25 protein-coding genes are annotated in these 26,872 nt (G+C 45.8%); 9 read left to right on the forward strand and 16 right to left on the reverse strand.

Annotated features, from left to right (window positions below; all coding sequences use genetic code 11):
- The 12 genes from N5B56_RS07170 to N5B56_RS07225 form a co-directional block, all read right to left on the reverse strand.
- Complete coding sequence (locus N5B56_RS07170) at positions 1-687, reverse strand: cell division protein (RefSeq protein ID WP_260978646.1); 687 nt, start codon at positions 685-687, stop codon at positions 1-3.
- Positions 688-707: 20 nt separating this feature from the next.
- Complete coding sequence (locus N5B56_RS07175) at positions 708-1,295, reverse strand: sigma-70 family RNA polymerase sigma factor (protein WP_117536984.1); 588 nt, start codon at positions 1,293-1,295, stop codon at positions 708-710.
- Positions 1,296-1,308: 13 nt separating this feature from the next.
- Complete coding sequence (locus N5B56_RS07180; RefSeq protein ID WP_117536983.1) at positions 1,309-1,728, reverse strand: DUF3268 family zinc-finger domain-containing protein; 420 nt, start codon at positions 1,726-1,728, stop codon at positions 1,309-1,311.
- Positions 1,729-1,979: 251 nt separating this feature from the next.
- On the reverse strand, positions 1,980-2,237 hold the full coding sequence (locus tag N5B56_RS07185; protein WP_005333506.1) for a hypothetical protein: 258 nt from the start codon (positions 2,235-2,237) through the stop codon (positions 1,980-1,982).
- Entirely contained in the window at positions 2,227-2,589 is a 363-nt protein-coding gene (locus N5B56_RS07190) for a hypothetical protein (RefSeq protein ID WP_260978647.1), read from the reverse strand. The genes N5B56_RS07185 and N5B56_RS07190 overlap by 11 nt, the downstream gene beginning before the upstream one ends.
- Positions 2,590-2,656: 67 nt before the next feature.
- Positions 2,657-5,926 (reverse strand): VaFE repeat-containing surface-anchored protein, encoded by a 3,270-nt coding sequence (locus tag N5B56_RS07195; RefSeq protein WP_260978648.1) that lies wholly within the window; start codon positions 5,924-5,926, stop codon positions 2,657-2,659.
- A 56-nt stretch (positions 5,927-5,982) separates the two neighbouring features.
- Positions 5,983-9,180 carry a TraG/VirB4 family ATPase gene (locus tag N5B56_RS07200; protein ID WP_117536982.1) on the reverse strand — a complete coding sequence of 1,066 codons (3,198 nt, stop codon included), beginning with the start codon at positions 9,178-9,180 and terminating at the stop codon, positions 5,983-5,985.
- Complete coding sequence (locus N5B56_RS07205) at positions 9,177-9,797, reverse strand: DUF5038 domain-containing protein (protein WP_158575516.1); 621 nt, start codon at positions 9,795-9,797, stop codon at positions 9,177-9,179. Before N5B56_RS07205 ends, N5B56_RS07200 begins: the two co-directional genes overlap by 4 nt.
- 10 nt (positions 9,798-9,807) lie before the next feature.
- Positions 9,808-11,499, reverse strand: a complete 1,692-nt coding sequence (locus N5B56_RS07210) for a lysozyme family protein (protein ID WP_005333517.1) — start codon at positions 11,497-11,499, stop codon at positions 9,808-9,810.
- 1 nt (position 11,500) lies between these two features.
- On the reverse strand, positions 11,501-12,409 hold the full coding sequence (locus N5B56_RS07215; RefSeq protein ID WP_005333520.1) for a hypothetical protein: 909 nt from the start codon (positions 12,407-12,409) through the stop codon (positions 11,501-11,503).
- 15 nt (positions 12,410-12,424) lie between these two features.
- Complete coding sequence (locus tag N5B56_RS07220) at positions 12,425-13,135, reverse strand: hypothetical protein (protein WP_005333522.1); 711 nt, start codon at positions 13,133-13,135, stop codon at positions 12,425-12,427.
- Between the two features lie 18 nt (positions 13,136-13,153).
- Positions 13,154-13,531, reverse strand: a complete 378-nt coding sequence (locus tag N5B56_RS07225) for a fimbrial protein (protein WP_182396778.1) — start codon at positions 13,529-13,531, stop codon at positions 13,154-13,156.
- 448 nt (positions 13,532-13,979) lie between these two features.
- On the opposite strand from N5B56_RS07225, the gene N5B56_RS07230 reads away from it, so the two are divergent.
- From N5B56_RS07230 to N5B56_RS07270, 9 genes are all read left to right on the forward strand, one after another.
- Positions 13,980-14,291 carry a helix-turn-helix domain-containing protein gene (locus N5B56_RS07230; protein ID WP_260978673.1) on the forward strand — a complete coding sequence of 104 codons (312 nt, stop codon included), beginning with the start codon at positions 13,980-13,982 and terminating at the stop codon, positions 14,289-14,291.
- A gap of 156 nt (positions 14,292-14,447) precedes the next feature.
- Positions 14,448-15,161 carry a hypothetical protein gene (locus N5B56_RS07235; protein WP_117887989.1) on the forward strand — a complete coding sequence of 238 codons (714 nt, stop codon included), beginning with the start codon at positions 14,448-14,450 and terminating at the stop codon, positions 15,159-15,161.
- 85 nt (positions 15,162-15,246) lie between these two features.
- Complete coding sequence (locus N5B56_RS07240) at positions 15,247-15,576, forward strand: DUF1648 domain-containing protein (protein ID WP_117887990.1); 330 nt, start codon at positions 15,247-15,249, stop codon at positions 15,574-15,576.
- A gap of 61 nt (positions 15,577-15,637) precedes the next feature.
- Positions 15,638-15,871, forward strand: a complete 234-nt coding sequence (locus N5B56_RS07245; RefSeq protein WP_005333531.1) for an LPXTG cell wall anchor domain-containing protein — start codon at positions 15,638-15,640, stop codon at positions 15,869-15,871.
- 22 nt (positions 15,872-15,893) lie between these two features.
- Positions 15,894-16,310 carry a hypothetical protein gene (locus tag N5B56_RS07250; RefSeq protein ID WP_005333532.1) on the forward strand — a complete coding sequence of 139 codons (417 nt, stop codon included), beginning with the start codon at positions 15,894-15,896 and terminating at the stop codon, positions 16,308-16,310.
- A gap of 225 nt (positions 16,311-16,535) precedes the next feature.
- A complete protein-coding gene (locus N5B56_RS07255; protein WP_117823340.1) occupies positions 16,536-17,210 on the forward strand; it encodes a response regulator transcription factor in 675 nt (224 codons plus the stop codon).
- Positions 17,183-18,436, forward strand: a complete 1,254-nt coding sequence (locus tag N5B56_RS07260) for a sensor histidine kinase (protein WP_117823338.1) — start codon at positions 17,183-17,185, stop codon at positions 18,434-18,436. The genes N5B56_RS07255 and N5B56_RS07260 overlap by 28 nt, the downstream gene beginning before the upstream one ends.
- A 95-nt stretch (positions 18,437-18,531) precedes the next feature.
- Complete coding sequence (locus tag N5B56_RS07265) at positions 18,532-19,203, forward strand: ABC transporter ATP-binding protein (RefSeq protein WP_172676439.1); 672 nt, start codon at positions 18,532-18,534, stop codon at positions 19,201-19,203.
- Positions 19,203-21,665, forward strand: a complete 2,463-nt coding sequence (locus tag N5B56_RS07270) for an ABC transporter permease (RefSeq protein ID WP_117718924.1) — start codon at positions 19,203-19,205, stop codon at positions 21,663-21,665. Before N5B56_RS07265 ends, N5B56_RS07270 begins: the two co-directional genes overlap by 1 nt.
- A gap of 385 nt (positions 21,666-22,050) precedes the next feature.
- Here the strand turns inward: N5B56_RS07270 and N5B56_RS07275 are convergent, their stop codons facing one another.
- The 4 genes from N5B56_RS07275 to N5B56_RS07290 all read right to left on the reverse strand — a co-directional run bounded on the left by N5B56_RS07275 (position 22,051) and on the right by N5B56_RS07290 (position 26,871).
- Positions 22,051-22,977 carry an RNA-binding protein gene (locus N5B56_RS07275; RefSeq protein ID WP_117718923.1) on the reverse strand — a complete coding sequence of 309 codons (927 nt, stop codon included), beginning with the start codon at positions 22,975-22,977 and terminating at the stop codon, positions 22,051-22,053.
- A 16-nt stretch (positions 22,978-22,993) separates the two neighbouring features.
- Positions 22,994-24,964, reverse strand: coding sequence for a VirD4-like conjugal transfer protein, CD1115 family (locus N5B56_RS07280; protein ID WP_117823279.1), 1,971 nt, complete (start codon positions 24,962-24,964; stop codon positions 22,994-22,996).
- Positions 24,954-26,060, reverse strand: coding sequence for a hypothetical protein (locus N5B56_RS07285; protein WP_022415648.1), 1,107 nt, complete (start codon positions 26,058-26,060; stop codon positions 24,954-24,956). Before N5B56_RS07285 ends, N5B56_RS07280 begins: the two co-directional genes overlap by 11 nt.
- 109 nt (positions 26,061-26,169) lie before the next feature.
- Positions 26,170-26,871 (reverse strand): DUF6100 family protein, encoded by a 702-nt coding sequence (locus tag N5B56_RS07290; protein WP_117536972.1) that lies wholly within the window; start codon positions 26,869-26,871, stop codon positions 26,170-26,172.
- Position 26,872 lies beyond the last annotated feature (1 nt).

A 26,872-nucleotide genomic window follows, 5' to 3' on the forward strand; every position in this document is an offset into this window, starting at 1 on the left:
TTAACATGTATGAAATGTGATTTGTTTATTCAGGTACAAATTAGCAATAGCCTGCAGCACTGGATACTGGGTATGGTGAATCTGGACATCATCCACAAGTGTTTGGTAAGTTGTCTCCGGTTCTGTGTATAACTCATCCATAATATCCGATTCGTTGTGGATTACTTTTTCCTGCTCCATACTTGTGACAAGCTCAGCGGTCGTGAGGGGTACCTTATCAGCCAGCTTCAGAATGGTATCTTCCATCGGTGAAGAGGGTTTCTTCTTTAAATATCTGCCAAACTCTTTTGCGCCAATACTTCCTTCCAGATAAAGTTGAATGCAACCAAAGAGCCGGATGAGAAAGGTATCCTTCAAGGGAATAATGGTCAGACTGCCGAGAAGGCGATATAAGGCATCCACCCCGGTCAGTCCAATTCCGCTTACAACCAGACCACGTAAGGAAAGTCGGTTTAGATAGTGTTGGAAGGATAAACCTTTCGGACCTTCTTTCTGTATCTGGCGCAGGGTATAGGCATCCTGGAGTTCATGGAGCGTCAGAATCTGAAAAGCAAGACAGCTCCAAAGTAGCAGTTCGTCATCCGATAGTCCATATTCTTGTCCATCGTTGATTACAAGAGGAATGGATTTTCCGCCTGTCGTTTTTTGAAATTTTAAGGTTCCGACAGCAGTATAAAGTGTCAGCATAAAAGTTCCCTCCTTCAAAGTTAAGTCAGAAGTGCATAGAGTGCATCATCCTGCTGTAATAGTTTCCGTGCTTTGCTCTGCCATGCCCGTACACGATTGGCTGGTACTTGGTAGTGTTTTGCCAGGTCAAAGCTGGTATATCCCTGCTGTTGCAGATAGAGGGCTGCAATTCCCTTCTGAATAGTTGGGGAATGTCCGGTGCCAAGCTGGGTTAAATGCTCAAGAAGCAATGTCTGATTTGTGTCCTTTTCCGGGTGAGTTGTTTGTGTATCCTCGTAGGAAAACAAATCACGATAATGGAGATGTTCATCTTCAGATGATGCTTCGTCCAGAGAACAGAGCATGGAGCGGTCACGGGCAATTTTCCGCCAGTAATCAAAGATGGCATGACGGATGATAGTTTTGGCATAAGGCTGGAATGATCTTCCTTCCTCAAATCCGACAGCCGACCGGCACAAAGCCAGATATCCAATCTGACATAATTCCTGTTGTTCTTCCTCAGTTACATAGGCAGCGGTGCGGGTCATGGAACGAATCATGATCGGAACCAGATCCATGGATTTTTCCACCAGTTGTTTTTGCTTTTTATTTAGCGGTAAGGTCATCATCAATCACCGCCTTTCAGCTGGCTGCCCGGAGGCGGAAGGGAATATGGTTGTTCTTTAAAACATCTGCGGATTCCTGAATGAGCTGGTCGCACATATAGTTGCTGAACTGTCCGATGTGAGCCTGCTTATCTGTCAGACAGAACTTATCTGCCACCCAGCGATATGCTTCCGGTTTGGAAAGGATGCCCTGTTGCCAGATCTGATCGAAAATTCGATGTGCCTGAATCCGCTTTTGACGAAGCTCCCGGTTGGCGAGCGTTCCTTTTGGTATCTTGGTTCCCGGATGTACCCCGACATAGGAATTGCAGGATGGATAGTGGGAGCAGACATAAACCTGTCCGCCATGAGAATGCGTTCCATATACAAAGGATGCATCTCTTAATATTGCTGTTCCGCCGCAGTAAGGGCAACGGATGATTTTTGGTTTCTTCATCTGTTTTCACCTCGCTTGTACATACACGATACGTAACGTGTACGTGAATAACCAGTACGTACTGTATACTTATATTGTAAGTAAGCAGGTGATGAGTTCCCATAGGACGCAAGCGGATACTGATCCCAGATTCGGACTAAATGGCACGAATCCCCATTTTTCAGATGCCGGGATAGAAAATTGCCCGGATGAGCGGGAATAAGCCGCTGTCTGTGAAACGTGGATAATTAACCGGTGTAAAGATGAACTTCTCACAGAAAATCCGTAGCAGGAATAAGCTGATCAGTACCAGACAGAGCAGGTAAGTGTTCCTGCGCCTTCTGGTCCATGGCTTTTTCGGACGGAATTTCACATACAGGACAAAAATCATGGGAATAAATATCAGGTTCGTAAAGACCTGATCGATACATTGGATGATTGAAATTACGTTTAACATAGGCAGTGCCTCCTTTCTTTACATATCCTGTACGTATAAGAGCCTGAAAGTGCAACTTTTTGTTACCAGTCATATTGCTGGTTCTCCTGAAGCCGGAGCAGTGCCGGAATGGGGCATGGCTTTAATGGCAGCTTCTGAGCGGCCAGATAGGGCAGATAAAGCTCTGTAAAAGCAGCAATGCTCATGCTTCCGGTACATTCGGTTGGCTCCGGTATCCGGGGAAACAAAAGCGCTGCATCTGAAAGAGGGAGGATGCAGGGGCTTCCCGTTTCATCCGGATGGAATAAAAAGCCGGAGTTCTCACAGCTTTCCTGTGCGTTACAAGTGCGGCACCAGACGTAGATACAGGAGTGCCAGTTCCCTTCACAGAGGTTCAGAAAATGACGGATGTGCTTGGCATCTGTCTTGCAGTGGGAGTGTTTCATATTCATCACCTACTAAAGAAGCAGGCAGTTCCATGTGGGAGCTGCCTGCAGGAGTCTTCGTTATGAGTTACTGATGTTTCTTTTTGCGTTTGAAGTAAACGATGCCCAGGACACTTGCACCTGCAAGTGCAGCTATGGCGATTCCGGCATATAGGAGAAGCGGCGTCTCATCGCCGGTCTTTACAGGCGGAGCTACCGGAGGCGTCTCCGGTTCTTTCGGAAGCTCCGTCATGTGTACGGTCTGACCTTCATCCTTCAGATCCTCATGGGAAGCAATCTCATGTTCGGTTTTTCCGTCTGTATAGTAGAGCTTTTCAAAGACAACCACATCCTGTCCGGCAAGAGCAGAAGCGTCGAAGGTAAAGGTAACTTCCACAGAGCCGCCAGCTTTTTCTGCTTTAAATTCTGCCTGAGCGGTAACTGGTTTTCCGTCTTTTAACAAAGCCTCTTCGGTTTCCTTATTCATCAGGGTTCCGATGACTTTGTACTCAGATCCAGGCATCAGACCATGATAAGTGACCGTATCTACGATAGTCGCTTCCTTGGAAGCAGAGACATCCTGATCCCCGTCACTGCCGTCTTTGGCTGTGGTTTTGATTTCCGGGAAGTAAATAGTCTGTCCTTCATCTGCAATGTCTGCGTGTACGGCAACTTCCTTGTCTTTGTAAGCCAGGGATTCAAAGACAACTACCGTTTTCCCTTTTAAGGAGCTGGCATCAAAGGTAAAGGTAACATCTACCGTACCAGCGGATTCTTTTGGCTTGAAGGATGCTTTTGCTGTCACCGGTTTTCCGTCTGTTTCGACTGGTTTCTTTGTTTCTTTATCCATCAGAGTTCCGGTCACTTCATATTTATGGTTAGGAACCAGCCCCTTAAAGGAAACCGTATCCACCAGCGTGATTTCTTTCTTTGCACAGGAAATATTGGAGTTCGTGTCCGCATCTTTCGCAGTAGTCTTGATTTCCGGGAAATAGATGGTCTGGTCTTCATCGTTGATGTCGGTATGGACTGCAAGCTGCATCTCATCCTGATATAATTCCTCGAAGACAACGGTTGTTTTGCCCTTTAAGGAAGTTGCATCAAAGGTAAAGGTTACTTTGACGGAGCCAGAGGATTTCTTTGCAGTAAATTCTGTTTTGGAAGTCACCGGTTTTCCATCCACAAGGATTGGTTCGCCTGTTTCTTTGTCCATTAACGTTCCAGTCAGTTTGTATTTCTGGCCTTTTTTCAAGCCTTTGTATTCCACAACGTCTTCAATCGTCACTTCTTTTGCCGGCTGGCTCATGTGTGTACCGGTCTCGGCATCCAGAGCAGTCGTGCCGATCTCAATGGCATCATCGGTCAGAGTTCCAACCCGTACAGTTACAGAATCCTTATAAACTTTAACTTCAAATTTTAAGAGATCCATGCCTTTATTGGAGTCGCAACGCTGTTCCTCCAGGATGTAAGTATCGTAAATCAATGCTCCTTTGGAATCATCCGGTTTGGATGTGCCGAACCAGATGCCGTCCTCTGGAGATTCGCCACGGTTGGTATTGGATGTATGTTTGTTCCATTTTGAGGAAGTGCTGGCATAACCATTGGCATCTGTTACGATCACATGGCTTTCACTTGTTGTTTTGGAAGTGATCTTAAATGGAACATTTGCCAGACGATTCTGGCTACCGTCAGCAATCTTGACAAATTCCAGATCCCCGCGGATGACCTGATTGGAGATGGAATTGTCTTTTGCAGTCAGTTCCACGATTTTTCCCTGTTCTGTGATGTCAAATTCTACAGAGATCTTTCCGCTGTTCAGATAACCGGAAGGTGCAGTTGTTTCATCCACACGGTAATGTCCGAATGGGAGAGCATCTTTTGCAGTTGCAGCAGAACCGGATTTATCGGCAGTAAGTGTAAGGACAACCTGATCTTTCGTGTAGGATGTTCCGTCTACTAATACCGGATTTTCATTTAACGTAGTGATCGCAAAGACAGTACCTTCCAATGTGGCAGAACCCTGCGGTTTTGCTTCTCCGGTCTCGCTGTCACGTTTCTGGATCTTCACTCCGCCACGGATGACAGATTCTTCTACGGTAGAAGACTGGTATACCGAAACCGTTTCCTGCTTACCGTCACCTGTAATTTTCTGTACGAAGACAGTTGGATTGAGCTGGTATCCGGCAGGGGCTTTGCTTTCCTGTACCGTTATGGTACCGAGCGGAAGACAGACGGTCTTGCCATCACTGGTATAGTAAAAGGCATCGCCGCTTACAAAGGAATCTTTGGTAAAATGCATCTTTCCGGAAACATCTGTTTTTAATACCCAGGTACGTGCCGGTTTCTTTCCAGCTTCCGCAGGATCACTGTCAGACTGCTCGGTATAGAACTTGACTGTAAATTCTGCGTCTGCAAGGGAAGCTGCTCCCTGTGGGGAGGCTTTCTTTGTTTCGGCATCCAGCTTTTCAAGCACCAGATCCATAGGATTATTCTGCGGAATCTCTGTTACGTTTGCAGCAGAAGTCTGTTCTGCTTTTACAGTGACTTTGTGAGCTTTGGTGTCTACAATGTAGCCTTTGGAAGCAGAGAGCTCTTTTACGGTATAATCGCCTTCCTCCAGTTCGCCGGATCTGGCATACCCGTTTTCATCGGTGGTCAGTTTCTGGATGAGCTTCTCACCCTGATAGATTCCATACACAGCACCCTTTAAGCTGTAATTCGGATTCCCGTCCGATATACTTCCGTTGGCAGAAGATTTTTTCAGTTCGATCCAGCCGTTTGGAACCTGATACCAGCTTCCGGCAATGGTCTGGCTGCCCTGTCCCGGAACGATGAATGCCCGGAAGTCTTCCGGCGGGTTCGGAAGTCCCTGGATGGCACTGGCTACTTCCAGTGCTTTATCAATATAGGACTGCGGAGCGCCATGGAAAGCTCCGGTGTCAGCGGAATTACCGGCATAGATGTAAGCGACAACCAGATGTCCGATGACATAGCTGTTATCATCACTCCAGCCACTGAAATATTTATCCTTGACGACTTTATCGTAGCCGTAGCCGCCGTTTAAGTAGTAGAGCGCTTTTCTGAGCGGGGAGTTCTGGCTTAAAAGGTCATAGGAATAGGAACCGGAGGAAGGGGTTTTCTTCAGTGGTTCCACGCAGTAGGCAGTATTGCTCCCGTCAAAGCTCATGCGGGAGGTAAAATAGCTACCGTAAGGGATATTGGCACCTGCCTTATAGCTGATGGTGCCGTCGGCTGCATGAACCGGAAAACTGCCGGAAAACAATGCGCCGACTGCGACAAGGACTGCCAGCAGCATAGCCAGCGTCCGTCTGGTATAGGATTTGTATGTCTGTAACATAAGTCTCCTCCTTCTTGAAGTTCAAATGAAAAGGGCAGCGTCAGTGCTGCCCAAAGTTACACAGCCTGTTTCTTCTGTTTCGCAAGGATTTCCAGAAGCTCCTGCCGATCTGTGGTAATCAGCTCCTTTTCCAGATTGGAAGCCTTAAATTCCACAGTGATGTTATTATTGTTGGTTGAGATCAGACCGTTGCCCCGCTGGAAATGGGTGATGTTCATTACTTCTGTTTCCGATAAATGCAGGATAGTCTTCACCCGCTGTGCCTCTTCATCCTCCATGTTCAGGATGATCTTGGTCTTGCAGTTATTGATGATACCCTTGCCGTACTTCCCGTCATCCAGAGCAAAGAAGTCGTTCAGATCCTGTGTGGCAAATATGCCGGCTCCGGAGTAAGCCCGGATGATCTTGGCAATTTCTAGTACGAATTCCGCTGCAAGCCGGTTGCTGGATGCACCGATGAGCTGCCAGACCTCATCGACAAAGATGGCTTTTTCTTCGGTACGGTTTTCCTTCGCTTTATCCCAGACATAATCCAGGGCTACGAACATGCCGACCGTTAAAAGATCGCTGGAACCGGTCAGTTCGGAGATATCCAGTACCGTATATTTATTGGTCAGGTCCACATTGGTCTGCTGGTTAAAGGAAGAAGCAGAACCATGAACCAGCCGGTTTAAGATGTGCGCCAGACGCTTCGTATCTTCGCTTTCCAGCAGGACATTGTAGACATCCTCCAGAATGGGCATCTTTTTGTACTGCTCCGGATGCTGCGGATCTGTCAGGGATTCATTTTTATGTGTAATCCCTTTTAAGGCATAGGTTTTGATCAGGGCTTCATCCAGAAGCTGCTTCTCCTCATGGGACATATCCGGGATCAGCAGACTGAAGAAGATGTGAAGCCTTTGAATCTTGCCAGCCAGTGCGGAGGCATCGAGGGTCGGTCCGTCTAAAAGTTCATTTACAGAATTGTCTACCTTCCGGATTTCCATGATGTTGATACAGTTTTTACTGGCAGGGGAGATCTGGATAAATTCTCCGCCGACATTCCTTGCAGCCCGGTAAAATTCGTGTCCCTTTAGGGGAGCGATGATGAACACCTGGATGCCTTTTCTTCGCATCCTTAGTGCCATGGTCTGCATGGTGAAGGTCTTTCCTGCTCCCGAACAGCCTAAGATACAGATGTTGCTGTTCTTGTACTGCCTGGAATCAAAGATATCCGCAATGACCAGGGAATTGTTATGCTTGTTTACCCCAAAGAGGATTCCGTTATCATCGCAGATACTGTAGCTGACGAAGGGATAGCAGCTTGCCGCCCCGGAAGTCAGTACGTTCCGCTTGGACAGCTTAAAAAGCTTCTTGTCCAGATTTGCCAGCGGCAGAGAGGAGAGAAAGCCCTGCTCCTGCAAAAAGTAGCAGGAGTGTAAGTTCATATCCTGCGAAATCAGGAGCTTTTTCATTTCCTGAATCCGCCACTGCAGTTCTTCCAGAGTGGAAGCGGTAATGGTGATGAGAAGATTCATGTAATAGAAATCTTCGTTGTTGGCAAGTCCCTGCTTCAGAAAATATCCGGAGCGGATGGCAGAATTCAGGTCATCATAGTCAGTGTTGGTATCGGACGCATCCTTTAATTTGGAACGGTTGATACGGATCTGCTGACCGAGACGCTGCTGGATCTTGTCCTTTGGCTGTTTCTGGAGAAAGAAATCAATATCAATCCCTTCCCCGGCATTGACAAGGAGTGACAGCCATCCGGGAGTTACCCGGTTTTTGTAGCCGTCAGACGGCACAAGCAGGTAGGAATGGTAAAGCCCATTGATCTGCACATAATGGGAGTGCTTGAAATCCACACTTTCCGGTGCGAGAAACTCGTTGATCCGGATGTGATCCAGTTCCTCCATGCGGTTTTCCTTTGTATAGGCGGACAGTACAGTGCTGATCCGGTCCGGAAGCGGAACCTCCGTACAAAGGGTACGGTTTAACAGTGTGTACAGGACATCTGTGGTAAATTCATCCTCATTGTCATGGGTGACCACTTCATTCCCGCACTGGTACAGAAAGGTTTTGGCAGTCTGGGATGCCGTCTCAAGGGCGGCAAGGATTTCCCGTTCCTCCTCCTTCCGGTTGGCATTGAAGGGTTCATACTCAAAAATCAGAAAGAACCGTCTGGATACTGCTTCTCTGGAACTTAAGTTCTGGACAAACTGGATGTAGTCACGTTGCAGCTCCTGACAATGAGGATCGGTTTCCCGCTCCAGCTCCAGCCGGGACTGCTCCAAATGCTTATTGATGTCTGCTTTTTTGGAGATCATCTTGATCTGGAGTTTGACCGGGCTGATCTTTAAGTAGCTGATAAAGCTGTAAATGATGCCCTGCTGTTCTCTGGCACTTCGAAGCAGGAAGTTGATTGGTTCAATCTCCAGGATCTTCACGTACCGTCCGTCTGTGGTATAGACGATCCCGTTTTCGATTTTTTCCACCGGAAGATAATCCTCCAAGGTCTGGTCTTTCTTTCGCTTTTTCCGGGAAACGGGGTTTGCCGTGGCAGATGAGGCGTCCTTCTTGGAAACCACCTTCTTTTTCTGCTCTTTTTTTGCCGCCCGATTTTCGGAAACTGCCCGTTTTTCTTCCTCCTTTCGTCTCCGGGCTTCCGTTTTTTTCTGGATTTTTATCTGTTTCGCCGCCTCTTTTTTCTGTCGGCTGGCTTCTTTCTGCTCCCACTTTAGATAACGGATATCTTCCTTTGCCTGTTTTTTGATGCCCCGCTTGGTGGAGGTATCAAACTGTCGGTGTTCTTTTTTTTTACTTTTTGGCGGGGCTGGTGCGTCCGGTTCAGACTGCGGGGGAGCCGATGCCATTACTTTGGAAGGCTCTGCCGTTTTTTCTGCTTTCCGGTGTTTCTTTGTCTTTGGCTCTTTGGAACGTGGGTTCCTGCGTGGCTTTCCTTCCGGAAGACTGTCGGACCTCCAGATTACCCTGCGGTTCACTACAAAACGCAAGGCATTCATCAGAAAGGCAGTGATGCTCTCTCCGCCGATTCCAATCAGGGCTACCATTGCCGCCGGAAGTGCGGTCATGCAGAGAATGATGATGCGGGCAGTCAGGGACAGCGGCAGGTGGGAAACAGGGATACCAATTGCCAGGGAAAGAACAATGCTTTCTATGGCATTGCGGATGTCAAAAGTTCCGTTTAGGATCTTGCCTTTCTCAATGAAGTTGGGCGGGATAAAGGAAACCGGTGTTTCTTCTGGCTGTGTCATGGCTGCACCTCCTTTTTCGTATCTTTCGCATCTTTGGAAGGCACAGAGGCACTGCCGGATTCTGTGTCCGGAGCTTCCGGGCTGTCAGAAGTATCCGGATACCCGCCTTCCTGCAGGTGTTCGATGTCCTGCGAAGTCAGGGACGGCAGGGAATCATCTGTCTGTTTTTCGTAAACAGTTGTATCTGCAGAGACCTGTACCCCGTCTTCTCCAAATAAAAACACACCCGTCGGGGTGTGGTAGGTAACCGGAAGCGTATCCTGATCGGAAAGTGAAAACATCAGGCAGACGGTTGTTTCGGTAGGGTAGCTGGTTTTTTCCGGTAGGAAGGTGATGCTTGTCTGTTCTTTTTTGACATACTCTTTTAGGTAGACAGGAAACTGCTCTTTGAGAGAAGCAATCTGGCTGTCGGAGAAAAATGCTTTTAAAGCATCAAAATCCAGATATTCCGGCATGGGGGTATCAGAATTTGTTTCTGTTGTTTCCTTTGCCGGTTCCCTGCCTTTGTTTCCGGAAGCTTCTTTTTTCTGGCTTTTCCAGAAACTGGGGAGAACCAGTCCGGCAAGCAGCAGAAACAGCATCAGGAAAATGGAAAGAATCACTTTTGTTCTGTTCATAATGGCTCCTTTATTTTTTGTCGAAGATCCAGTAGGCATTTGCCGTGGCATGGATTTCCGACATCATATCAAATTCACGGTTAATATAGTTCTTTGCGTCACTGTCATTGGGATCATTGACCAGTACCTTGCCGTTTGCCGTAACACCTCGGAGTACGATGAAGTGTCCGCCGCTGGTGAAAAGTCCTGCCCGCTGAGAGGAGATGACCGGACAGCCTTCGGAGAGTGCCTGAAGTACCGTATTGGCATTGCTGGTCTGTGTGACGCTGCCACAGCCGAAATGACTGGCTGCAGCCTGAAAGTAGCTCCAGTAGGTTCCAACTCCCGGCTTGTAATAGGAATTCCCGCACCATGCCACCGCATCCGGAGGGGTAATGGTATTCCCGGTCAGGTAGCTGGCGATCATGGCAAAGCTGGTAGGCCCGCAGCCGGAAGATGCGATAGAGCCGCCGCCATAAGGAATGTTCCCGTAATCGGTCTGGAGATAGTGCGGAATCTGCATTCCGTTTGCCGGATAGCTTCCGCCGGTATTGGTAATCTGATAATACCGGAGAACATGCTCCACATATTCCTTGTCCCCATACCGGTCATAATGCCAGTTCGGACGGGCACACATCATATCCGAATAAGCAATGGCGTTTTCTTTGGTATAACCGCCGTCACGTTCCATTGCCCAGTCGATATAGCCGGAGCCGTAATTGTAACCCTGAAGCGCCAGCTTGATGCGGTCCAGGTCGGTAGGTCCGGTACATCCTGCTTTATCCAGTGCATACTTTAATTCCTGAATCCCACATTCGATGGAATAAGCAGGATCGGTGATGCCGTTGGGGACATGGGGGTATTTCTTATTAAAGCCGCCTTCTGCCGCCTGCATGGGATCGCTTCCACGCCCGCCGCTTTCCTGCATCATGACTGCCATGAGGAGTTCCACATAAGCTTCCATGCCGTATTTCTGTGCGACCTGCTGGATGGTAGCCCGGTAAGCCAGCACCTCATCGCTGACACCTACCGCCATGGCAAGACCGGAAGCGGAGCCGCCAAAGAACATGGTCAGGTTTTCCACATAACTGTCTGCCGTTTTTTTCTGCTTATCGGTCAGATGAAAGACGTGATCTGCAAAGTAGGCATCTCCGGCATAGCTGACCGTGTAGGTATGGCGGGTAAAAGTAACCTTTCTGGGTGGTGCATTTTCCTCTTCCGCCGGAACTTCCACCGTGGCCGTTTCTGAAGTAACGTCATAAGAAAAAAGCCCGTCCTCGTTTTCCCGGATCAGGCTTTTGAGTTTGCTGATATTTATATTTTTATAGTCATCCTGGCTGGCACAAAACTGTGCGATGAGCTGGTTCGCATTTACGATGATACTGGAAGCGTAAGGATCGCTGATAGAGGCAGTATCTCCTTCCGGGAGTCTGGCAATTTCCGCATTGATCTTAGCAAGCAGTGCATCATGGCTTTCCTGAAGCACCTCCACGATTGCCTGATTGGAAGCCCGGATATTTTCACTGATTACCGTGTTGCTGGTCAGTGCTCCGGTATTTTCAGAGAGGTCTCCGAAGACGAGTCCCGGAAGCATGACAAGGAACAGAATGGGAAGCATCAGTACACCGCCGACGGCTGCTCCAGTTTTCGCAAGGGTGCGCCTGTGCCGGAATACTGTACCGATGACAGCAAGAGGACTGCCCATCAAGGCTGTTTTTGGCATGTTACATACGCTCCTTTCGCTGTGGGGCTGGCGGCAGTTTCTGGACAATGGATTCATTGTAGGCTACTTTGCCGCTGCCGGAAGTATATGGTGTTTTTTCGACCGTATCCTGTGCATACTGCTTGTACCAGGTGGAACCGTCCACGGACTGTACCGTAGAGTAGGAGCCCTGAGTAGGAGCTGCATACTGGTCGGCATGGTACAGGGCAAAATCCCGGTTCCCGGAGCTTCCGGTTTCGGTACCGGTGATCCTTCCGCCACCGATTTCTACATTATCATAGGAAGAACCGCCGCCCGGATTGATGCCCATATAGGAAGTAAAGGCTTTCTGTGCGTCTGCTCCCTTGATGGAACCTACCTGACCGTAATTTCCCTGTGCAATGTTGCTGATGACCTGATTGGCAAAGTCTCCGCCTTTGTTCAGGGATGACTGGTAGAGCATGTTTCCGATACTGCTGTGTTCGGTATAACCGGTTGCGGAATTGACCGCTTCTCTTTGTACCTGTCTTCCCACTGCCCCGGCAAGCCCGCCGGATAGGAAGCTTCCTGCGACAGCCGCACTTCCGGGAGAAGAGGCTTTGTGGTAGCCGCCACCACCATGGGAACGCATGGAACCGGTCAGGCTCCGTCCTGCAATCAGAAGTTCAGCCATCATGTTTCCTCCGGTATTGCCGACATTGATGCCAAGCGATGCCAGAAAAGAATCAATTTTCTGGGATACCTTTAAAAAGGCAATGGCACACAGGAACCAGACGAAGACATTTCCGGTTACCGCTTCCTTTCCCTGACTGGCAACTGCCGCTTCCACGTCTGCTTCCGTAAGCTCCGCTGCAAAGACCGGCATGGAGCAAAACAGTACCAGACAGGCAGTTAGTACCAGGAATGGTATGAGTTTCTTTCTAAGTTTCATTTTGGTCCTCCTTTCTTATAGGGATAACGGATTGGCAAGGAAGGTGCCGACCATAGAAGTAAACAGCCGCAGGCACCACGCATTCATCAGAAGCAAAAAGAACTGGCCGCCAAGCATCCGGCACCAGCTTTTGAAGATATTTCCGGTTGACTGGCTGGCACCCATGGAAAAAGCTGCCGGGGCTGTGTAGACCAGTACCCCCAGAAGAATATAGCGTTCTGCCGCTTCAAAGAGCAGTTTGATGTAGTTCCACGCCAGAATCAGTACCAGAATCAGTGCAATGATGGCTACCGCCCCATTTGCACAGACTCCCAGGATGACTGTGACTACGGAGTTAAAATCCGCAAATTTTAAAGGCGGCAGGTCTTCCGTCAGAATCCAGTTGTACGGTGTTCCTGAAATCTTCAGGAGCAGATCCACAATATCTTTCGCATAGAAGGTGAGAAAGATAAAGAGGAAGGAACGGATGGACAGCTTAATGGGATCTTCCGCTTCGATACCGGCTCCCATAAAGTAATTTTTAAAGAGCTGCCATACCCAGTTTAAGAGGATCAGCCCGATGCCCAGTGCCAGAAAGACCTGATACATGGTCTCGGCAGCAGGAAAGTAGCGAAGAAACGTATCCATGGAACAGCCCAGAGCACCGAGGACTGAAGTGGTGATCAGATCCAGAATGTTCATGACCTGTTCGGCAATCCATTCCACGATTCCGTCAAGTATTCCCATAGTGGCATCTCCTTTCGTCTATCCGTTCCATTTTCCGCCTGCAAAGAACGGGGTGATGTAAGCCATGATAAAGCCAAGCCCGTTTAAGATCGCCCAGGTAATGACGATACGCTTGAGCCATGCACGTGATTCGTCCACGGTTTTTCCGCTTTTGGAAAAATTCATCATCAGAAGGGCAACCGATGCCGTTACGACTGCAGCAATGGTGGAAATGAGGATAATCTGGTTATAGACATCCTTCATGATCTCATTGGCTTTGGTCCAGATGGTAGCGGCAAAAACCGGCTGTGTGTATCCGCAGAGGACTGTGACAGCCAGAAATGCAGCATACAGGCATTTGCCATAATTGACATGCCGTTTTGTGTCCGGCGGAGCGTTTTTCAGTTTGTGTTTCACGTAAAGGTACCTCCTTTTTATAAGAGCGGCAGGAGAAGTATCTCCCCTGCCTTTGCTTATGGTTTTCCTGCCTCAAGAAAAGACGCAGCCCGGTCAATGCAGGCTGCGTCCTAAATCAAAGTATGAAATTGTAAAGATCCTCCTATCTTACAGAAAAAACGCAGCTTATTTGCCGCAGGAGAGGCTTCCCATACGGCAGTGCTGCGTTTCGTTCTGCATATAATTTTGACAATATCAATTTTAACATGGGTAAATTACCGCTACAATCGCAGGACTGTGCCAGTTACAGACGATGGAGTGCCAAAAACGTGACCAACGCTAAAAGCGTTGTAAATGCAATCCTTATGGATACTGTAAGCGTGATTTGCAACCAATTATACTGGATTTACATGACTAATGCTTTAAGCGTTAGTGAATACTGGAAGGAGGAGGTGTGCGTGTGAAAGGAATGGGAAAGGCAATCCGCAGGTACAGGGAAGAGGCAGGAATTACGCAGGAGAAACTGGCTGAACTGGTGGATATCAGTACCAACCATCTGGGTGCGATTGAGCGGGAAGTGAAAACACCTACGATGGAAACATTTGTAAAGCTGTTGAATGTATTAGGTGCGGAACCGAATGAAGTGCTGAAGGAAGTGATTCCTCTTACCAGAATGGAACATACTTCTGTAGTGGAAGGAAAGCTGGAAAGGCTCACACCGAAGAAGCAGGAAAGCGTGCTTCGGATGCTGGATGTGATAATTGAAGAGATGATGACATAGAAGCTGTCTGCGAAATTGCCGCAGGCAGTTTTTTTTGAAAGCTGTATATGCAATAAAACACATAAAAATATGCGATTTATGATGAAAGTGATTGCAAGATTTGATATAGTAATCCTAAAAGCATTATAAAACTAATTCTTAAAGGATGACTATGATATGAAAAAGGGATATGTGGGATTATTGGCATGTGCGTCAGGAATTCTGATCGGACTGGGAATCAGCCGGCTGGATCTGACAGGTTATCTTGAAAAAACACAGGAGCAGGAATATCACCCGGTAGAAAGAAAGGTGCCTGAATCAGTAGAAAGCAAGCTGAAAGATCCAAAACAGTGCTGGCTGTGTGGAAGCGATGAACGGAGTATGATGGATTATTTCCGGAAGTTTGACGATCTGGGAGTGATCTGTACCAATCACTGGTATGTGATGGATATGCATATCCGGAATCATGATGAGGACGGGAATCTTACCGGCCCGCAGGGAAACGGGCATATGGGTTATACCGGGACAGGAGAAGGCGGCTGCTTTTTCCATACGGAGCAGATGTCGGATTACGGGATTTCCGAAGTATCGGTGGATTACGGGGAAGATAGTATCTTCGATGTGAAAAAAGTACAGAACCATCTGTGTCAGGAATGCCTGGATAAGCTGGTGGAAAGCATGGAGGTATTCTGTGAGGAAACGCAAAAACCAAAGCCCCGTGATCTGGTACTGGTGGATTTTCAGACATTGGAGCTGTACGCCATTCAGGAGCATAATGCGGGATACTTTATCCGGGATTATTATGTGGAAATTGAGTCAGAGGAAGACAGAGTGGAAGTAAAGGCATTTTACTGCCCGAAACTTAATAACGGGAAAAAGGATGGAGAATGATTTGAGGTTTGCATTGGTGAGGAATATAATGTAAGTACGTGTTATGTATTAGAAAAATATGAATTTAACAGAAAGAAGGATTGTTATGAAATTTATCAAAACTAGAAAATTCACATGGATAATTTGTATAATAGGATTTTTGCTTGCTCTTGTAAGTATATTTTTCTTACCGAGTATTATTCCAGTACATTTTGCAAATGGGATTGCGGATGATTATGGAAGAAAAATACAAATATTTTTATTTCCTATATTACAAGTGCTTATCACTTTTTTGACTGGACGAGAAAAAGTAAAATATTGCCTGACACATTCAAAAACTTTCTTAACGGACATTCAGTTTAATTGGATGATAGATGGTGTACTTTTATTGGTAATGTTTGCAGAAATATGGGTTATCTATGCTTCATTTGCATAGAAATACTTGCATAACAATTTACATTTGATTGAGCAGATAAAAATGATTTGAGATGGTAGCAATGAAAAAGCGATTGGGAATCATAGCCGGAATTTTAGGAATTGTATTGGCAGTCATTGGCATTGTACTGAAGCAGAAAGAAAACACAGCCGTTTCTGTTATTGGTGGTGCGGATGGCCCGACTTCTATTTTCATAGCAGGGAAGTTAAATGGTGATAATTTTATTTTTATGATTGTAGTTGGAATTATTTTATTGATTTTGGCAGGAGTTATTTTTTACAAACGTAAGCATTAAGTTACAGTTTTTTAGACTGTGTATGGCGGAAGAACCGGGAAAGTGTAGATATATCATGGGGATTTTGGAAAAAAATAAAAAAAGTAAGGGTACAGCGTTTGTCTATGATGAGAATAATGATTACTATAAGATGGAAATAAACGGGATTGAATTTGTCTGTGACAGTATACATTCCGATTATGAGAAGCATGCAGTTGAACTGGCACAGGCGTATGAGAAAAGGCTGCCGGATATCGTGGATTATCTTATGCCGGATATAAAGGAGATGTTTGGAATTACAAATCCAGATGTAATAGCAAACTCACTAGGAAAGCCGAGTATAGATTTGGATAGAGGAACACTGACTTATCTGGAGCACACAATGGACAGCCTACATATCATTGAGATGGAGTTTGACGGTATCTTCACGGCATTCTATAATTCCTGTATTGATGGATAGGACTTTAGTAACATAGAGCTGCAGTTGTCTACAGCTTTTATCCAGACTTCGGATGTTACAGAGAAGCAATCAGAAATGGATTGATCGATTTCTGAAGCAGTATCCGGTGAAATCCTTGAACATATGAAGGAAAAGTATGTATGTTAATTTTATTTTTATTGTAGACAAAAGATAGGACTGATATGATAAAAGAACAGGTTATTACAAATAGAGGTGGAGTATTTGATGCAGAAAATATTATTACTGGAGGATGACTCGAATCTAAATCGGGGAATTGCCCTGTTACTTTCACGGGAAGGGTATGAGGTTCGTCAGGTTTATACAATAAAGGAAGCAAAAGAAGCATTTCAAAAAGGAGATTATGCTCTTGTTATCAGCGATATTACATTGCCGGATGGTACAGGACTGGATTTTGGAAGGATGGTACGTGCAGGTGGAGATACATATCTTATCTATCTTACGGCTTTGGATCAGGAAATAGATATTGTAAATGGTTATGATACAGGGGCAGATGATTATATTACCAAACCATTTTCACTGATGGCGTTGGTGTCGAAGGTGAACGCATTGATGAGACGGCTTTCTAAGGTACAGGCACAGATTATGTCTTCCGGAGAGATTACGGTGCATATGAAAACGATGCAGGTGTATAAAGGGGATGAACCAGTTACTTTAAGTAAGAAAGAATTCTCTCTGTTGCTGTATCTCTGGGAGAATGCAGGACAGATTGTTTCAAAAGAAAGTATCCTGGAGCATGTATGGGATATAGACGGTCAATTTGTCGATGATAATACGGTTACTGTCAATATAAGCAGACTGAAGAATAAACTTGGAACAGAAGAGATAGCGAATGTGAGAGGACTGGGATATATATGGACCGGAAAGGTAAACAAAAATTAAAACGGTATTTTATCGTATATGTAATCTTTGCAGTATTTTTTACAGTAGGAATGTATCTGATAACAAAGTATGAGGAAAATGCGAAAGCAACGCAGATAGCACTGCTCCTTGCAGAACATCCTGAACTGGAAGGGGAAATAGTTGCAATCTGGGAAAAGTCAGGAACAGTAGATTTTATAAGAGACCGGGACGATCAGAAGATAGAAAGAGTCGTACAGATGCTGGAAGAAACTTATGGTTATCACTCAGGGAGTGGATCTTCAGATGTGGTTATAAGGATTATCTGGGGAATTGGATTACTAGTGGGAGTCATAGTATGTGGCCTGTTCTTGTACCTGGACCGAAGAAAAAACTGGAGCAGATACGGTGATGAGGAACAATTACAGCAATTATATGAATGTCTGCAGGAATTCAGAAAAGGAAAATTCCAAACATATCCTGAAGAAACATCAGAATCGGAACAATGGTTAAAGGTGTGGGAATCTGTAAAGGAGCTGGGGCAATATTTCGAAGATTTGAAGGAACGTCTGGAGCAGGAAGAAAATGGTACGAAGAGTCTGATTACAGATATTTCCCATCAGTTGAAGACTCCGCTTGCATCACTCCGGATGAGTCATGAGCTGGTGGCAGAAAATCGGGTTACAGGAGAAGAACAGAGGGAGTTTCTGGAGCAGGAATCACAGGAACTTACCAAACTGGAACAGCTCTTGAATGAACTGGTAAATCTTTCAAGGCTGGAAACACATATGATCCAGATACATTCGCTTCATGAAAGCCTGAAGAAAACGCTAACAGAGGCTGTCAGTCAGATTTATATGAAGGCAAGAGGAAAAGATATTTCCATTCAGGTGGAGATGGATGATGATATAGTTGTGAACCATGATTCAAAATGGACGGTAGAAGCATTAACGAATATCCTTGAGAATGCAGTCAAATATTCACCGGAGCACACAACGATTACAGTGAGGACGCAGGAGCTAGCAAGCAATGTGCTTATTGAAGTAGAAGATGAAGGAATGGGCATTCCTGCGGAGGAACTGCATAAGATCTATCAGAGATTTTACCGGGGAAGGAAAGCAAAGGAACAGGTAAAAGACGGAGCGGGTGTCGGTCTGTATCTTGCCAGAAAGATCATAGAAGAACAGGGGGGGACAATAGCAGCCAAAAGAAAGGCTGAGAAAGGTATGATATTTAAAGTGACACTGCCGCTCATAATAGGAGAATAGTCGGAACCCTTACAAAACTGTTATGGTTGTTGTAAGGGTTTTGTAATGCAGGAATGTTATAGTAGGGGTATGAAATGGAAAGGGGACTTGAAGATATGAGTAGTATTTTAAAAGTAGAAGATCTAGTAAAGTATTATGGAGAAGGCGAGAATCAGGTGAGAGCCGTGGATCATACAAGTTTACAGATAGAGAGAGGCAAGTTTACAGCTATCGTAGGACGTTCCGGCTCCGGAAAATCTACACTTCTGCATCTGATTGGAGGGCTTGACAGACCAGATTCCGGCAAAGTATGGATTGATGGAACCGATATCTATTCTCGAAAAGATGATAAACTGGCACAGTTTCGAAGAAAGAAGATAGGATTTATCTTTCAGGATTTTAATCTGATTCCATCGCTGAATGTGTGGGAGAATATCGTTCTTCCGCTGGGACTTGATAATCGCAAGGTAAAGCCGCGGGAAGTGGAAGATATTCTCAAAAAAATCGGACTGCAGGATAAGAAAGATGCGATGCCGTCTGCTTTGTCTGGTGGACAGAAACAGAGAACTGCGATAGCCAGGGCATTGGTGACAAGACCGGCGATAATTTTGGCGGATGAGCCGACTGGAAACCTTGATTCCCAGACTGAGCTAGAGGTTATGAGCCTATTGAAAAGCTGCGTGTCGGATTTCGGGCAGACGCTTATCATGATTACCCATGATGAAACGATTGCCCAGATGGCGGATGAAATGATTATCATTGAAGATGGCAAGGCGGTGAGAAGATAATGAAGATGACGACCAGAGTTGCATATTGCAATATGCGGCATTATAAGAGCAAAAACATACTGATTGGAATTGCCATTATCCTGACAACATTACTGCTGTTCGTAATCCCATCAATCGGAAAAGATATGGTGGAAGTGAACTTTGCGGTAATCAATAAGATTTATCCAACATGGCATGCCCTTTATCGGAACGTGGACGAGAGTACAGTTATGAAACTGGCGGCACATCACGATGTGAAAACTTACGGACTCCGCAGCGATGCGGGGTACATGAATCTGGAAGATGCGACGGTTTCCATGATGTATATGGACAGAACAGGGATGGAACTTTATAAAGTGAAGCTGAAAGAGGGGCAACTTCCGCAGAAAGAAAATGATATTGTGGTTTCAAAAGGAATACTGGAAGCATTAGGACAGAATGGGAAAATCGGTGACACCATCACAGTACCTTATCAGATTCTGAAAGATGACGGACTGGATTATACGAAGGAGAAAGAATTTCGAATCTGTGGCTTTTTAGCAGATAATGAGAGCAGCAAAGAACAAAAACAATATACATCATTGGTTTCAGAGGCCTTTCTGAAAGCGGAGATACCGGTAGAACAGGTGAAATATCGGTTTTTACTTCAGGTGAATGGACAGAAAGGAAATACGACTGCAGATTATACAGAGACGATACAGAATATTGCCAGACAGTTCGGGATTTCCGAGGATGACATGAATATTAATAAAGAGTATCTTGCAGCAAATTATGTGGATCCGGCTACAATTCCGGTGATTGTAGGAATCATGCTTATTGTTGTATTGGCGGGCATTATCACAATTTATAGTGTTTATTATGTATCTATGAACCAGAGGGTTCGGGAATTTGGAAAGTTAAAGGCAATCGGGGCTACGAAACGGCAACTTAGACAAATCGTACTAAGAGAGGGAATGGGAGTGGCGTTGTTTGCCATTCCGATAGGACTTTTGATCGGAACAGTTGCTGTGAAAGTTGTACTTCTCCAGTTTGTAGAACATGCAAAGGATTCAAACGTACTTGTGACAGAGGCATACAAGGTTGTAGCTAAAGGAGAAGTCCAACTTTATTATTGGTGGATTTATCTGTTGGCAATTGCAGTGACTCTGTGTACAGTGTATCTGTCACTGATGAAGCCTATGCGTATGGCGGCGAAGGTATCAGAAATAGAAGCTATGCGTTACCAGGGAGGCAGTAAGCGACAGAAAAGCAGCAGGAAGGGATATCAATTTCTGAATATCGGACGACTGACCAAGAGAAATCTTGCGGAGAATAAAAAGAAGAGTACTATCACGATTGTATCTATGGCCGTTACCGGAATATTTGTCATGATGGTAGCAACGGTGCTGTCTTGTGCAAATCCGATGGAAAGTGCAAAGAGTTCGATTGTGGGGCAATATGAGATTTCTCCAATTGTGGAATCCGGGAATAAAGAGCATCCTGAATATGAATGGGCGGAGGTTCAAAAGAATAATCCATTAAATGAAGGACTAAAGCAGCAGATAGAGGAGATTGACGGTGTTGAGCGGGTAGATGTGTTTACCGCGTTGAAGGTATCAGGAGGACCTTTTGAAGAAGAAATTGGAACCGAATTTATCAATGGAGTGCCGGAAGAATACGCAGAAGAGCTGAAAAAAGGAATCACTGAAGGCAATGTCACATACGAGGAATTGAAATCCGGGGATAAAGTGATTCTGGACCGTGCGCTACTTCACTGGTATCCAGATATTAAAGTGGGAGATAAGCTGAAACTCAATATTCATGATGGAGATAATACCTTTCAAAAAGAGATTGAAGTGGCAGCAATTGGTGAATATGGAAGAGGTCTGACAAACTATAACTGTCTTATCATGGCAAAAGAAGGGGCAGAGAAACTTACCATAAATAATTCTTCCAGCTATTTTCAGGTGATTGCAGATAAGGATTATGATGAGGCACTGGAAGCATCTCTACAGGCTATTGTGGATGGATCAGGCAGACTGCAGATGCGTACCTGGAAGAATGAGTACGATACATGGGAAAATGCCATACAGATGACTAGAGGTGCATGTTATGCATTTATCATCATTCTGGCAGCAATCAGCATTATGAACTTGATTAACACAATGATCAATAGTGTCCATGTGCGAAAAAAGGAGCTTGGCATGATGCAGGCAATCGGAATGTCGGACCGTCAGTTGATGAAGATGCTCCAGTTGGAAGGTATATTCTATACAGTAGGCACTCTTATTATCAGTATCGGAGTGGGAAGTCTTGCAGGATATCCGTTGTTTTTATATGCAAAGCGTACAGGAATGTTTGATATCAGCACATACCATTATCCGGTAACAGCAGCTATTATTATAATTTTAACATTGTTTGTGATACAGATGTTATTGGCAATATTCATTGCAAAGTCAGTAAGGAAAGATTCATTGATAGAGAGAATTCGTTTCAGTGAGTAAGAATATAAATTTCTGATGTTTAATGCAGGTACTAATCAATGTCGTAATAAAAAGGGGGACTTGATTTCTCAAAGCCCCCAGTGTATAATGAACTCAAGAAAGGTATTCAGATGCAAAATCTGATGCCCTCAGTTAAATTTTATATTCTATGTATAAGACATAGCATCCAAAACTTTCCTAGGGTCGTGGATGCTATTTCTTATTATGTCGATCTATATAAGTCAAAGCCGCAAAAATTACCAATAGTAAAGTCAATACTTCCATTGTATTCATGGGCATCACCCTCCTTTGTTACTAGAGGGCAAGATCGAAATGCATCCGTCTTTCCAGTTCAATAATACCGAATCAGTATACCACGTTCCTTTTTATGGAACAACCTATAATTTTAAATGGTCTGCTTGATGATGCGGGTGATGATGCCGAGGGCAACGTTCCGTTCCTCATCAATATGCGTCACCACAAAGGATACCTGATCCTTTTTCCCGACTGTCCGGCTGTCATAGCAGGAGTGGGCAATGGCATTGACACCGATGGAGAGCCGGACAAAGACGGTGCCTTTATGGATGTCTTCCACAGTTCCGGCGTATTTTCCCTGAATCTTACATTTTTTCATGTTTTCCTTGCTGGTGTTGCCTTCCACACTTTTGACATCTGCGTGGACAATGACCTGCTCCGGTGAGTCTGCCCGCACATCCAGGATGCGTACCAGGATGTGATTGCCTACCTGGAAGCGTTCTCTGGCATCACCCATCCAGTCGAAGGACAGGTCTCTGGCAAGAATGGAGGTTTCCACACCGAAAATTTCCGCCCGGACTACCTTTTCCGCAACGGCAATGACTCTTGCCTGCACGATACGGTCTTCATAAACTTTCGGCATTCCGGAAGCATCTTTATCCAGATAGAAGATCTGGCGTTTCTTCAGCATCGCTTCTTTCCGGCTGGCGACAATGCTGCGTGTCTTCGGATCTAATCCCTTGATCAGAAAATCAATCTCACATCCAAGCATATTGTTGAGGATTTTGTTCTGCCGCAGGGCAAGCTCCCCATAATCGTGTGCTTCATCCTGCATGAGATGGATCATCATCTCAGTTACCGGGATGACAGTACGGAAATCCTTGTAGTAAACCACGGCAATGAGGCTGCCGTTTTCTGTTTTCTCGATACCGCCAAGCATTCCGGTTAAGATCCGGCGGGTACGGTAGGCATTCTGGATCTCATGCCAGGTAAGGTCTGAAATGGACTGGGCTGTTTCCAGCTTTGCATCGGAATCCAGAGTTAAAATAGGTGTGTTGGTTGTTTCGTTTGGCATCATAGTGTCTCCTTTCAAATTATGACATGATAGAATCTTTATCTAAAGGAACCATGTCTGTGTGATCCGGATAGTCATCTGCTGAGAAGTCATCCGGGAAATCGTGATAGTCAGGTTCCTGATAAACGCTTTGCTGGTCAAAAATCGGTTCAGTTTTTTTCTTTTTCTGCTTTCCATAAGAAGCAGTTTTCTTCGGGCGGGAAGCAGGAATAGTCGGAGTGTACGTATATTCTTCACTACATGCTCCTTTTCTCCATTCCGGAATATGCTCGGAAGCCTTCCGGGGAATGAGTTTTTTGGCATCCGGGTGCAGGGTGTAATCGTATTTTTCTACCTGCAGTACTTTCTGGCCACGCAGGATAATCAGTGCGGTATCCAGAGGCAGGCGCAGGATCTCATCCGGAGTTAAGAGCTTTCGTTTCCCGATGGATCTGGTCTGGCGGTATTCCGGTGTATAATCGGATACTCTCCAGCTATTTAATTGTTTGGCTTCGCTGCTGACACCAACGGTCACATCACCGGAGCGGTTAGAGATAAATGTAGCAGTTACCTCATCCGTACAGCCTAAAAATAGCTGAGTGTCGCAGTTCCCGATGATTTCCTGCCATTGGTTTAAGGGATACCGGTTCTGCATCTGAGGCAGGTTCTGGAAAATGCAGGAAATACTGAGGTTTCGACTTCGGATCACGGAAATCTTTTTGTTGAGCGATAGGATTGCTCCCGTATTCGCCAGCTCATCAGCCAGGATATGTACCGGAACCGGCAGTTTTCCATCTTCCCCATAGGTGTCTGCATAACGGACCAGTTTGATAAATACGAAGGTCATAAACAGGGAAGAAAGAAAATCAAAAGTGCTGTCCTGATCCGAAGTGATGCAGAAGTATGCACATTTTTCTTTTCCTGGCAGCGTCAGGTTGATCTCATCATAGGAAGTGATCTGGCGGATTAGCTTATTCTGGAACACCTGAAGTCTGGAACCGAGTCCGATGATGACACCGGAACGTACCGTGTCACTTGCCTGCTTATAGATGCAGTAGGGGACTTTTGCCGGATGGGAGACCGGAAGCAGGTCAAAGAGGCTGTTCAGTTCTTTTTCCGAACTCATGGTCAGGAGTTTGTATACCTGTCCGATATTCTTTGCCTCCGGTGGGAATCCCTGATCCACATAGAGAATCAGAGCTTTTAATAAGTTCATCTCGGCATTGTCCCAGAAGTGATCGCCTTTGGCAGAACCGGTATTCTGGATGATGACATCAGCAAATACCTGTGCCATGGTTTCCTGTCCGCCAATTTCACCCAGACAATTCCAGCTATCCGAGTTTTCCGGGTTTACAAGATTAAAAGATTTCACGATATATCCGGTATTCTCAAGGTAAGTGGCTGTACTTTCGTACAATTCCGATTTTGGATCGGTGATGATGAGGCTTTCCCCGCGGGCAACACACTGGAAGATCATGTTGCGTGCAAAGGCCCGGCTTTTCATGGAACCGCTGGCACCGTAAACGGCAATATTCCGGTTCATGCGGGTATCCTTCGGGAGACAAACGGCTTTTCCGTTCAGTTTTCCAAGAATGGTTCCCTTGTGTTTCTTGACATCATTCGTAAGCTCCAGTACCTGATGCATTTCCTCCAAAGTCATAAAACCGGAAGTCCCATAGGTTCCCTTTGTGGAATAATTCAGGTTCCGGTCCCGGTCTGTTATTTCCCCGTTTCGGTCAAATCCCATACGCATGAGAAGGAAGGTCAGGAGTCCAAAAGCTGCCAGACATAGAAAAATCCCATACAGATTGTACGGGAAAGCAGTCAGGGCATCCAGACAGGCGAGCGGGTTCGGGGAGGGGATCTGCGGGGCAGTTCCGTTTCCGGCAAAATTGCCGGCAGATTCCCAGGTCTGATAGTTGCGGATAAATTGAGCAACATAGCCTCCTGCATAGAGGGTGCAGAAGGTGATCGGAAGCATATAAATGAGCTTCCACCATTTACGGTTCATGTAAAAACCCCCTTTTGAATTTGCAAAGGTCAATACTGGAGAAATGGATTGTGGCAGTTAAGTATTTTTTCAGGACCGGAATCTGAAAATCGAAACAGATCAGGTTCCCGGATCTGCCGTATACATTTAAGCCGGTATTGAACCGGTTGATTCGCTGCATGTCAAAATCATAAGCAAGAAGGATGGGGTTCCCGGAAGCATCCGTGGCATCATGTTCCAGTGGAATTGAATCGCTGCGGCAGCCCAGATCGGACAGCAGGAGGTTGTCCAGCTTTTCCATGATCTCAGGGTGAACCAGCAGTTTTAAAAGCACTTCCCCTTCCGGAGTATTGGGAAGGTAATGGAAATGCTCGAAGGAAGTGTCCAGCATAAACAGGCTCTTTTTGTAGCCTCCTGTACTGGTAAACAGCCGGAAAGCCATTTCCATGTCGGTTCCGGTCATGATTGCCCGGATCTGTGGATGTCCGTTGTAAGGGTAGCCTTGCAGGTAATGCTGCAGGAAGGCGTTTAAGCGGACTTCCGTTCGATATTCCCATTTCAGGACTCCGTTTCCCGTGTTGTAAAGGACATAGACACATTGCGGTGCCATCAGGATGCCCATGCTGCGGGAGTTCCTAATCTTCGTGGTCTCCGGGCCTAGTTCCTTAATTTCTCTGGAAGCGTAAAAAAGAGGAAGGCTTCGCATACCGATGGAACCAGCTTCGCGGTGATTACAGAAGATGTCAGGTTTTACATCCGGATAAAAGGGAATCCCGGCATGAAGGAGTGTCAGATACGTTTCGGCTTTCTGATGTAAGCGGATACGTCGGGATACTTCACTTCGGATGAGGTTCGTCTCGGTATTGCCGGTCAGATAGCACTGGAAGCGTAACGGCGAGACAGATAACAGCATTTCTTTCGCAGCTTTTGTAAGACGGTAGCCTCTGAGAGCATCCCGGTAGTGGGTACGGATGAGGTGTTCCGCCTTCAAATCCGTAATGAGTTTTTCCGCATAGGAGGCACTTGGGATGAGTCTGTTTAGCTGGTCTGCGGGAAATTCCCCGCACATCCCTATCATTTCCAGTAAGCGGTATTTCGTAGTGTCAGGTCTTATCAAATAAGCATCACCTCAATTCAGTTCTTACCCATGCAAGCCTATACTTGGGTAAATCTCTGGTGGTTTGGAGATAAAAAAAGCAAGAAAACAAAGTTCCCTGCGGTGGTTCTTACCGATGTCGGATTTCTGCCTGAGAAGTCAGGAGATTTTCCGACATGCTTTCGTGATGATTTTTCTGGTTCTGCAGCCATTTCGGAAAGTCAGCTTTTTCCATAACCGATACTAGTGTACAGTCCTTTAAGCCAAGCTGTGTCGTGTAGTAGGAATCACAGAAAAAGCCGCTGTCATCTGTCAGAACATAAGTACAAAGTGTATCCAGAATCTGTTTAAACTCCAGATTGTCATAATCCCGGATACGTCTTTGAGGAAGTTCCCTGTCATATATTTGACTGAAACATATCACGCAGTCACGATAGAGGGGCAGGGCATTTTGTTTTACATACTCCCGAAGCATATAATTAAGCGGTTCATGGAGAAATGCAGTGTTTGTGTGGACTCTTCGTTTCGGAAGCAGTCCGGGAAGCGTAATGGTGAGAATCCCCTGCTGTTCTGCAATCCGCATTCCCTGTGCATCTGCCGCTTTGGGAAGATAAACTGCTTGATTTGGGGAGAGAGCCGGACAGACAAGGTTACGCATCTGGCAGGCAATCCGCTCCGCCCGAAGAGCAGCACTGACGCTTAGTTCCTCAAAATTTTTATCATAATTCTGGATATCAGTGACCTTCAGAGCGTAAACGGTATTCGTCAGTTTTTGCAGCTCCCCTTCCAGTTTTTCAAGCCGCTGGTAAATGGTTGGTGTATTTTGCGTCATA

It is taken from the genome of Eubacterium album (assembly GCF_025336545.1).
Classification (GTDB): domain Bacteria; phylum Bacillota; class Clostridia; order Lachnospirales; family Lachnospiraceae; genus Eubacterium_U; species Eubacterium_U album.

Bases quoted from the DNA above. Each gene is read 5' to 3' on its own strand.
- N5B56_RS07170 (WP_260978646.1), bottom strand. From the start codon at position 687: ATGCTGACACTTTATACTGCTGTCGGAACCTTAAAATTTCAAAAAACG.
- N5B56_RS07175 (WP_117536984.1), bottom strand. From the start codon at position 1,295: ATGATGACCTTACCGCTAAATAAAAAGCAAAAACAACTGGTGGAAAAA.
- N5B56_RS07180 (WP_117536983.1), bottom strand. From the start codon at position 1,728: ATGAAGAAACCAAAAATCATCCGTTGCCCTTACTGCGGCGGAACAGCA.
- N5B56_RS07185 (WP_005333506.1), bottom strand. From the start codon at position 2,237: ATGACTGGTAACAAAAAGTTGCACTTTCAGGCTCTTATACGTACAGGA.
- N5B56_RS07190 (WP_260978647.1), bottom strand. From the start codon at position 2,589: ATGAAACACTCCCACTGCAAGACAGATGCCAAGCACATCCGTCATTTT.
- N5B56_RS07195 (WP_260978648.1), bottom strand. From the start codon at position 5,926: ATGTTACAGACATACAAATCCTATACCAGACGGACGCTGGCTATGCTG.
- N5B56_RS07200 (WP_117536982.1), bottom strand. From the start codon at position 9,180: ATGACACAGCCAGAAGAAACACCGGTTTCCTTTATCCCGCCCAACTTC.
- N5B56_RS07205 (WP_158575516.1), bottom strand. From the start codon at position 9,797: ATGAACAGAACAAAAGTGATTCTTTCCATTTTCCTGATGCTGTTTCTG.
- N5B56_RS07210 (WP_005333517.1), bottom strand. From the start codon at position 11,499: ATGCCAAAAACAGCCTTGATGGGCAGTCCTCTTGCTGTCATCGGTACA.
- N5B56_RS07215 (WP_005333520.1), bottom strand. From the start codon at position 12,409: ATGAAACTTAGAAAGAAACTCATACCATTCCTGGTACTAACTGCCTGT.
- N5B56_RS07220 (WP_005333522.1), bottom strand. From the start codon at position 13,135: ATGGGAATACTTGACGGAATCGTGGAATGGATTGCCGAACAGGTCATG.
- N5B56_RS07230 (WP_260978673.1), top strand. From the start codon at position 13,980: ATGGGAAAGGCAATCCGCAGGTACAGGGAAGAGGCAGGAATTACGCAG.
- N5B56_RS07235 (WP_117887989.1), top strand. From the start codon at position 14,448: ATGAAAAAGGGATATGTGGGATTATTGGCATGTGCGTCAGGAATTCTG.
- N5B56_RS07240 (WP_117887990.1), top strand. From the start codon at position 15,247: ATGAAATTTATCAAAACTAGAAAATTCACATGGATAATTTGTATAATA.
- N5B56_RS07245 (WP_005333531.1), top strand. From the start codon at position 15,638: ATGAAAAAGCGATTGGGAATCATAGCCGGAATTTTAGGAATTGTATTG.
- N5B56_RS07250 (WP_005333532.1), top strand. From the start codon at position 15,894: ATGGCGGAAGAACCGGGAAAGTGTAGATATATCATGGGGATTTTGGAA.
- N5B56_RS07255 (WP_117823340.1), top strand. From the start codon at position 16,536: ATGCAGAAAATATTATTACTGGAGGATGACTCGAATCTAAATCGGGGA.
- N5B56_RS07260 (WP_117823338.1), top strand. From the start codon at position 17,183: ATGGACCGGAAAGGTAAACAAAAATTAAAACGGTATTTTATCGTATAT.
- N5B56_RS07265 (WP_172676439.1), top strand. From the start codon at position 18,532: ATGAGTAGTATTTTAAAAGTAGAAGATCTAGTAAAGTATTATGGAGAA.
- N5B56_RS07270 (WP_117718924.1), top strand. From the start codon at position 19,203: ATGAAGATGACGACCAGAGTTGCATATTGCAATATGCGGCATTATAAG.
- N5B56_RS07275 (WP_117718923.1), bottom strand. From the start codon at position 22,977: ATGATGCCAAACGAAACAACCAACACACCTATTTTAACTCTGGATTCC.
- N5B56_RS07280 (WP_117823279.1), bottom strand. From the start codon at position 24,964: ATGAACCGTAAATGGTGGAAGCTCATTTATATGCTTCCGATCACCTTC.
- N5B56_RS07290 (WP_117536972.1), bottom strand. From the start codon at position 26,871: ATGACGCAAAATACACCAACCATTTACCAGCGGCTTGAAAAACTGGAA.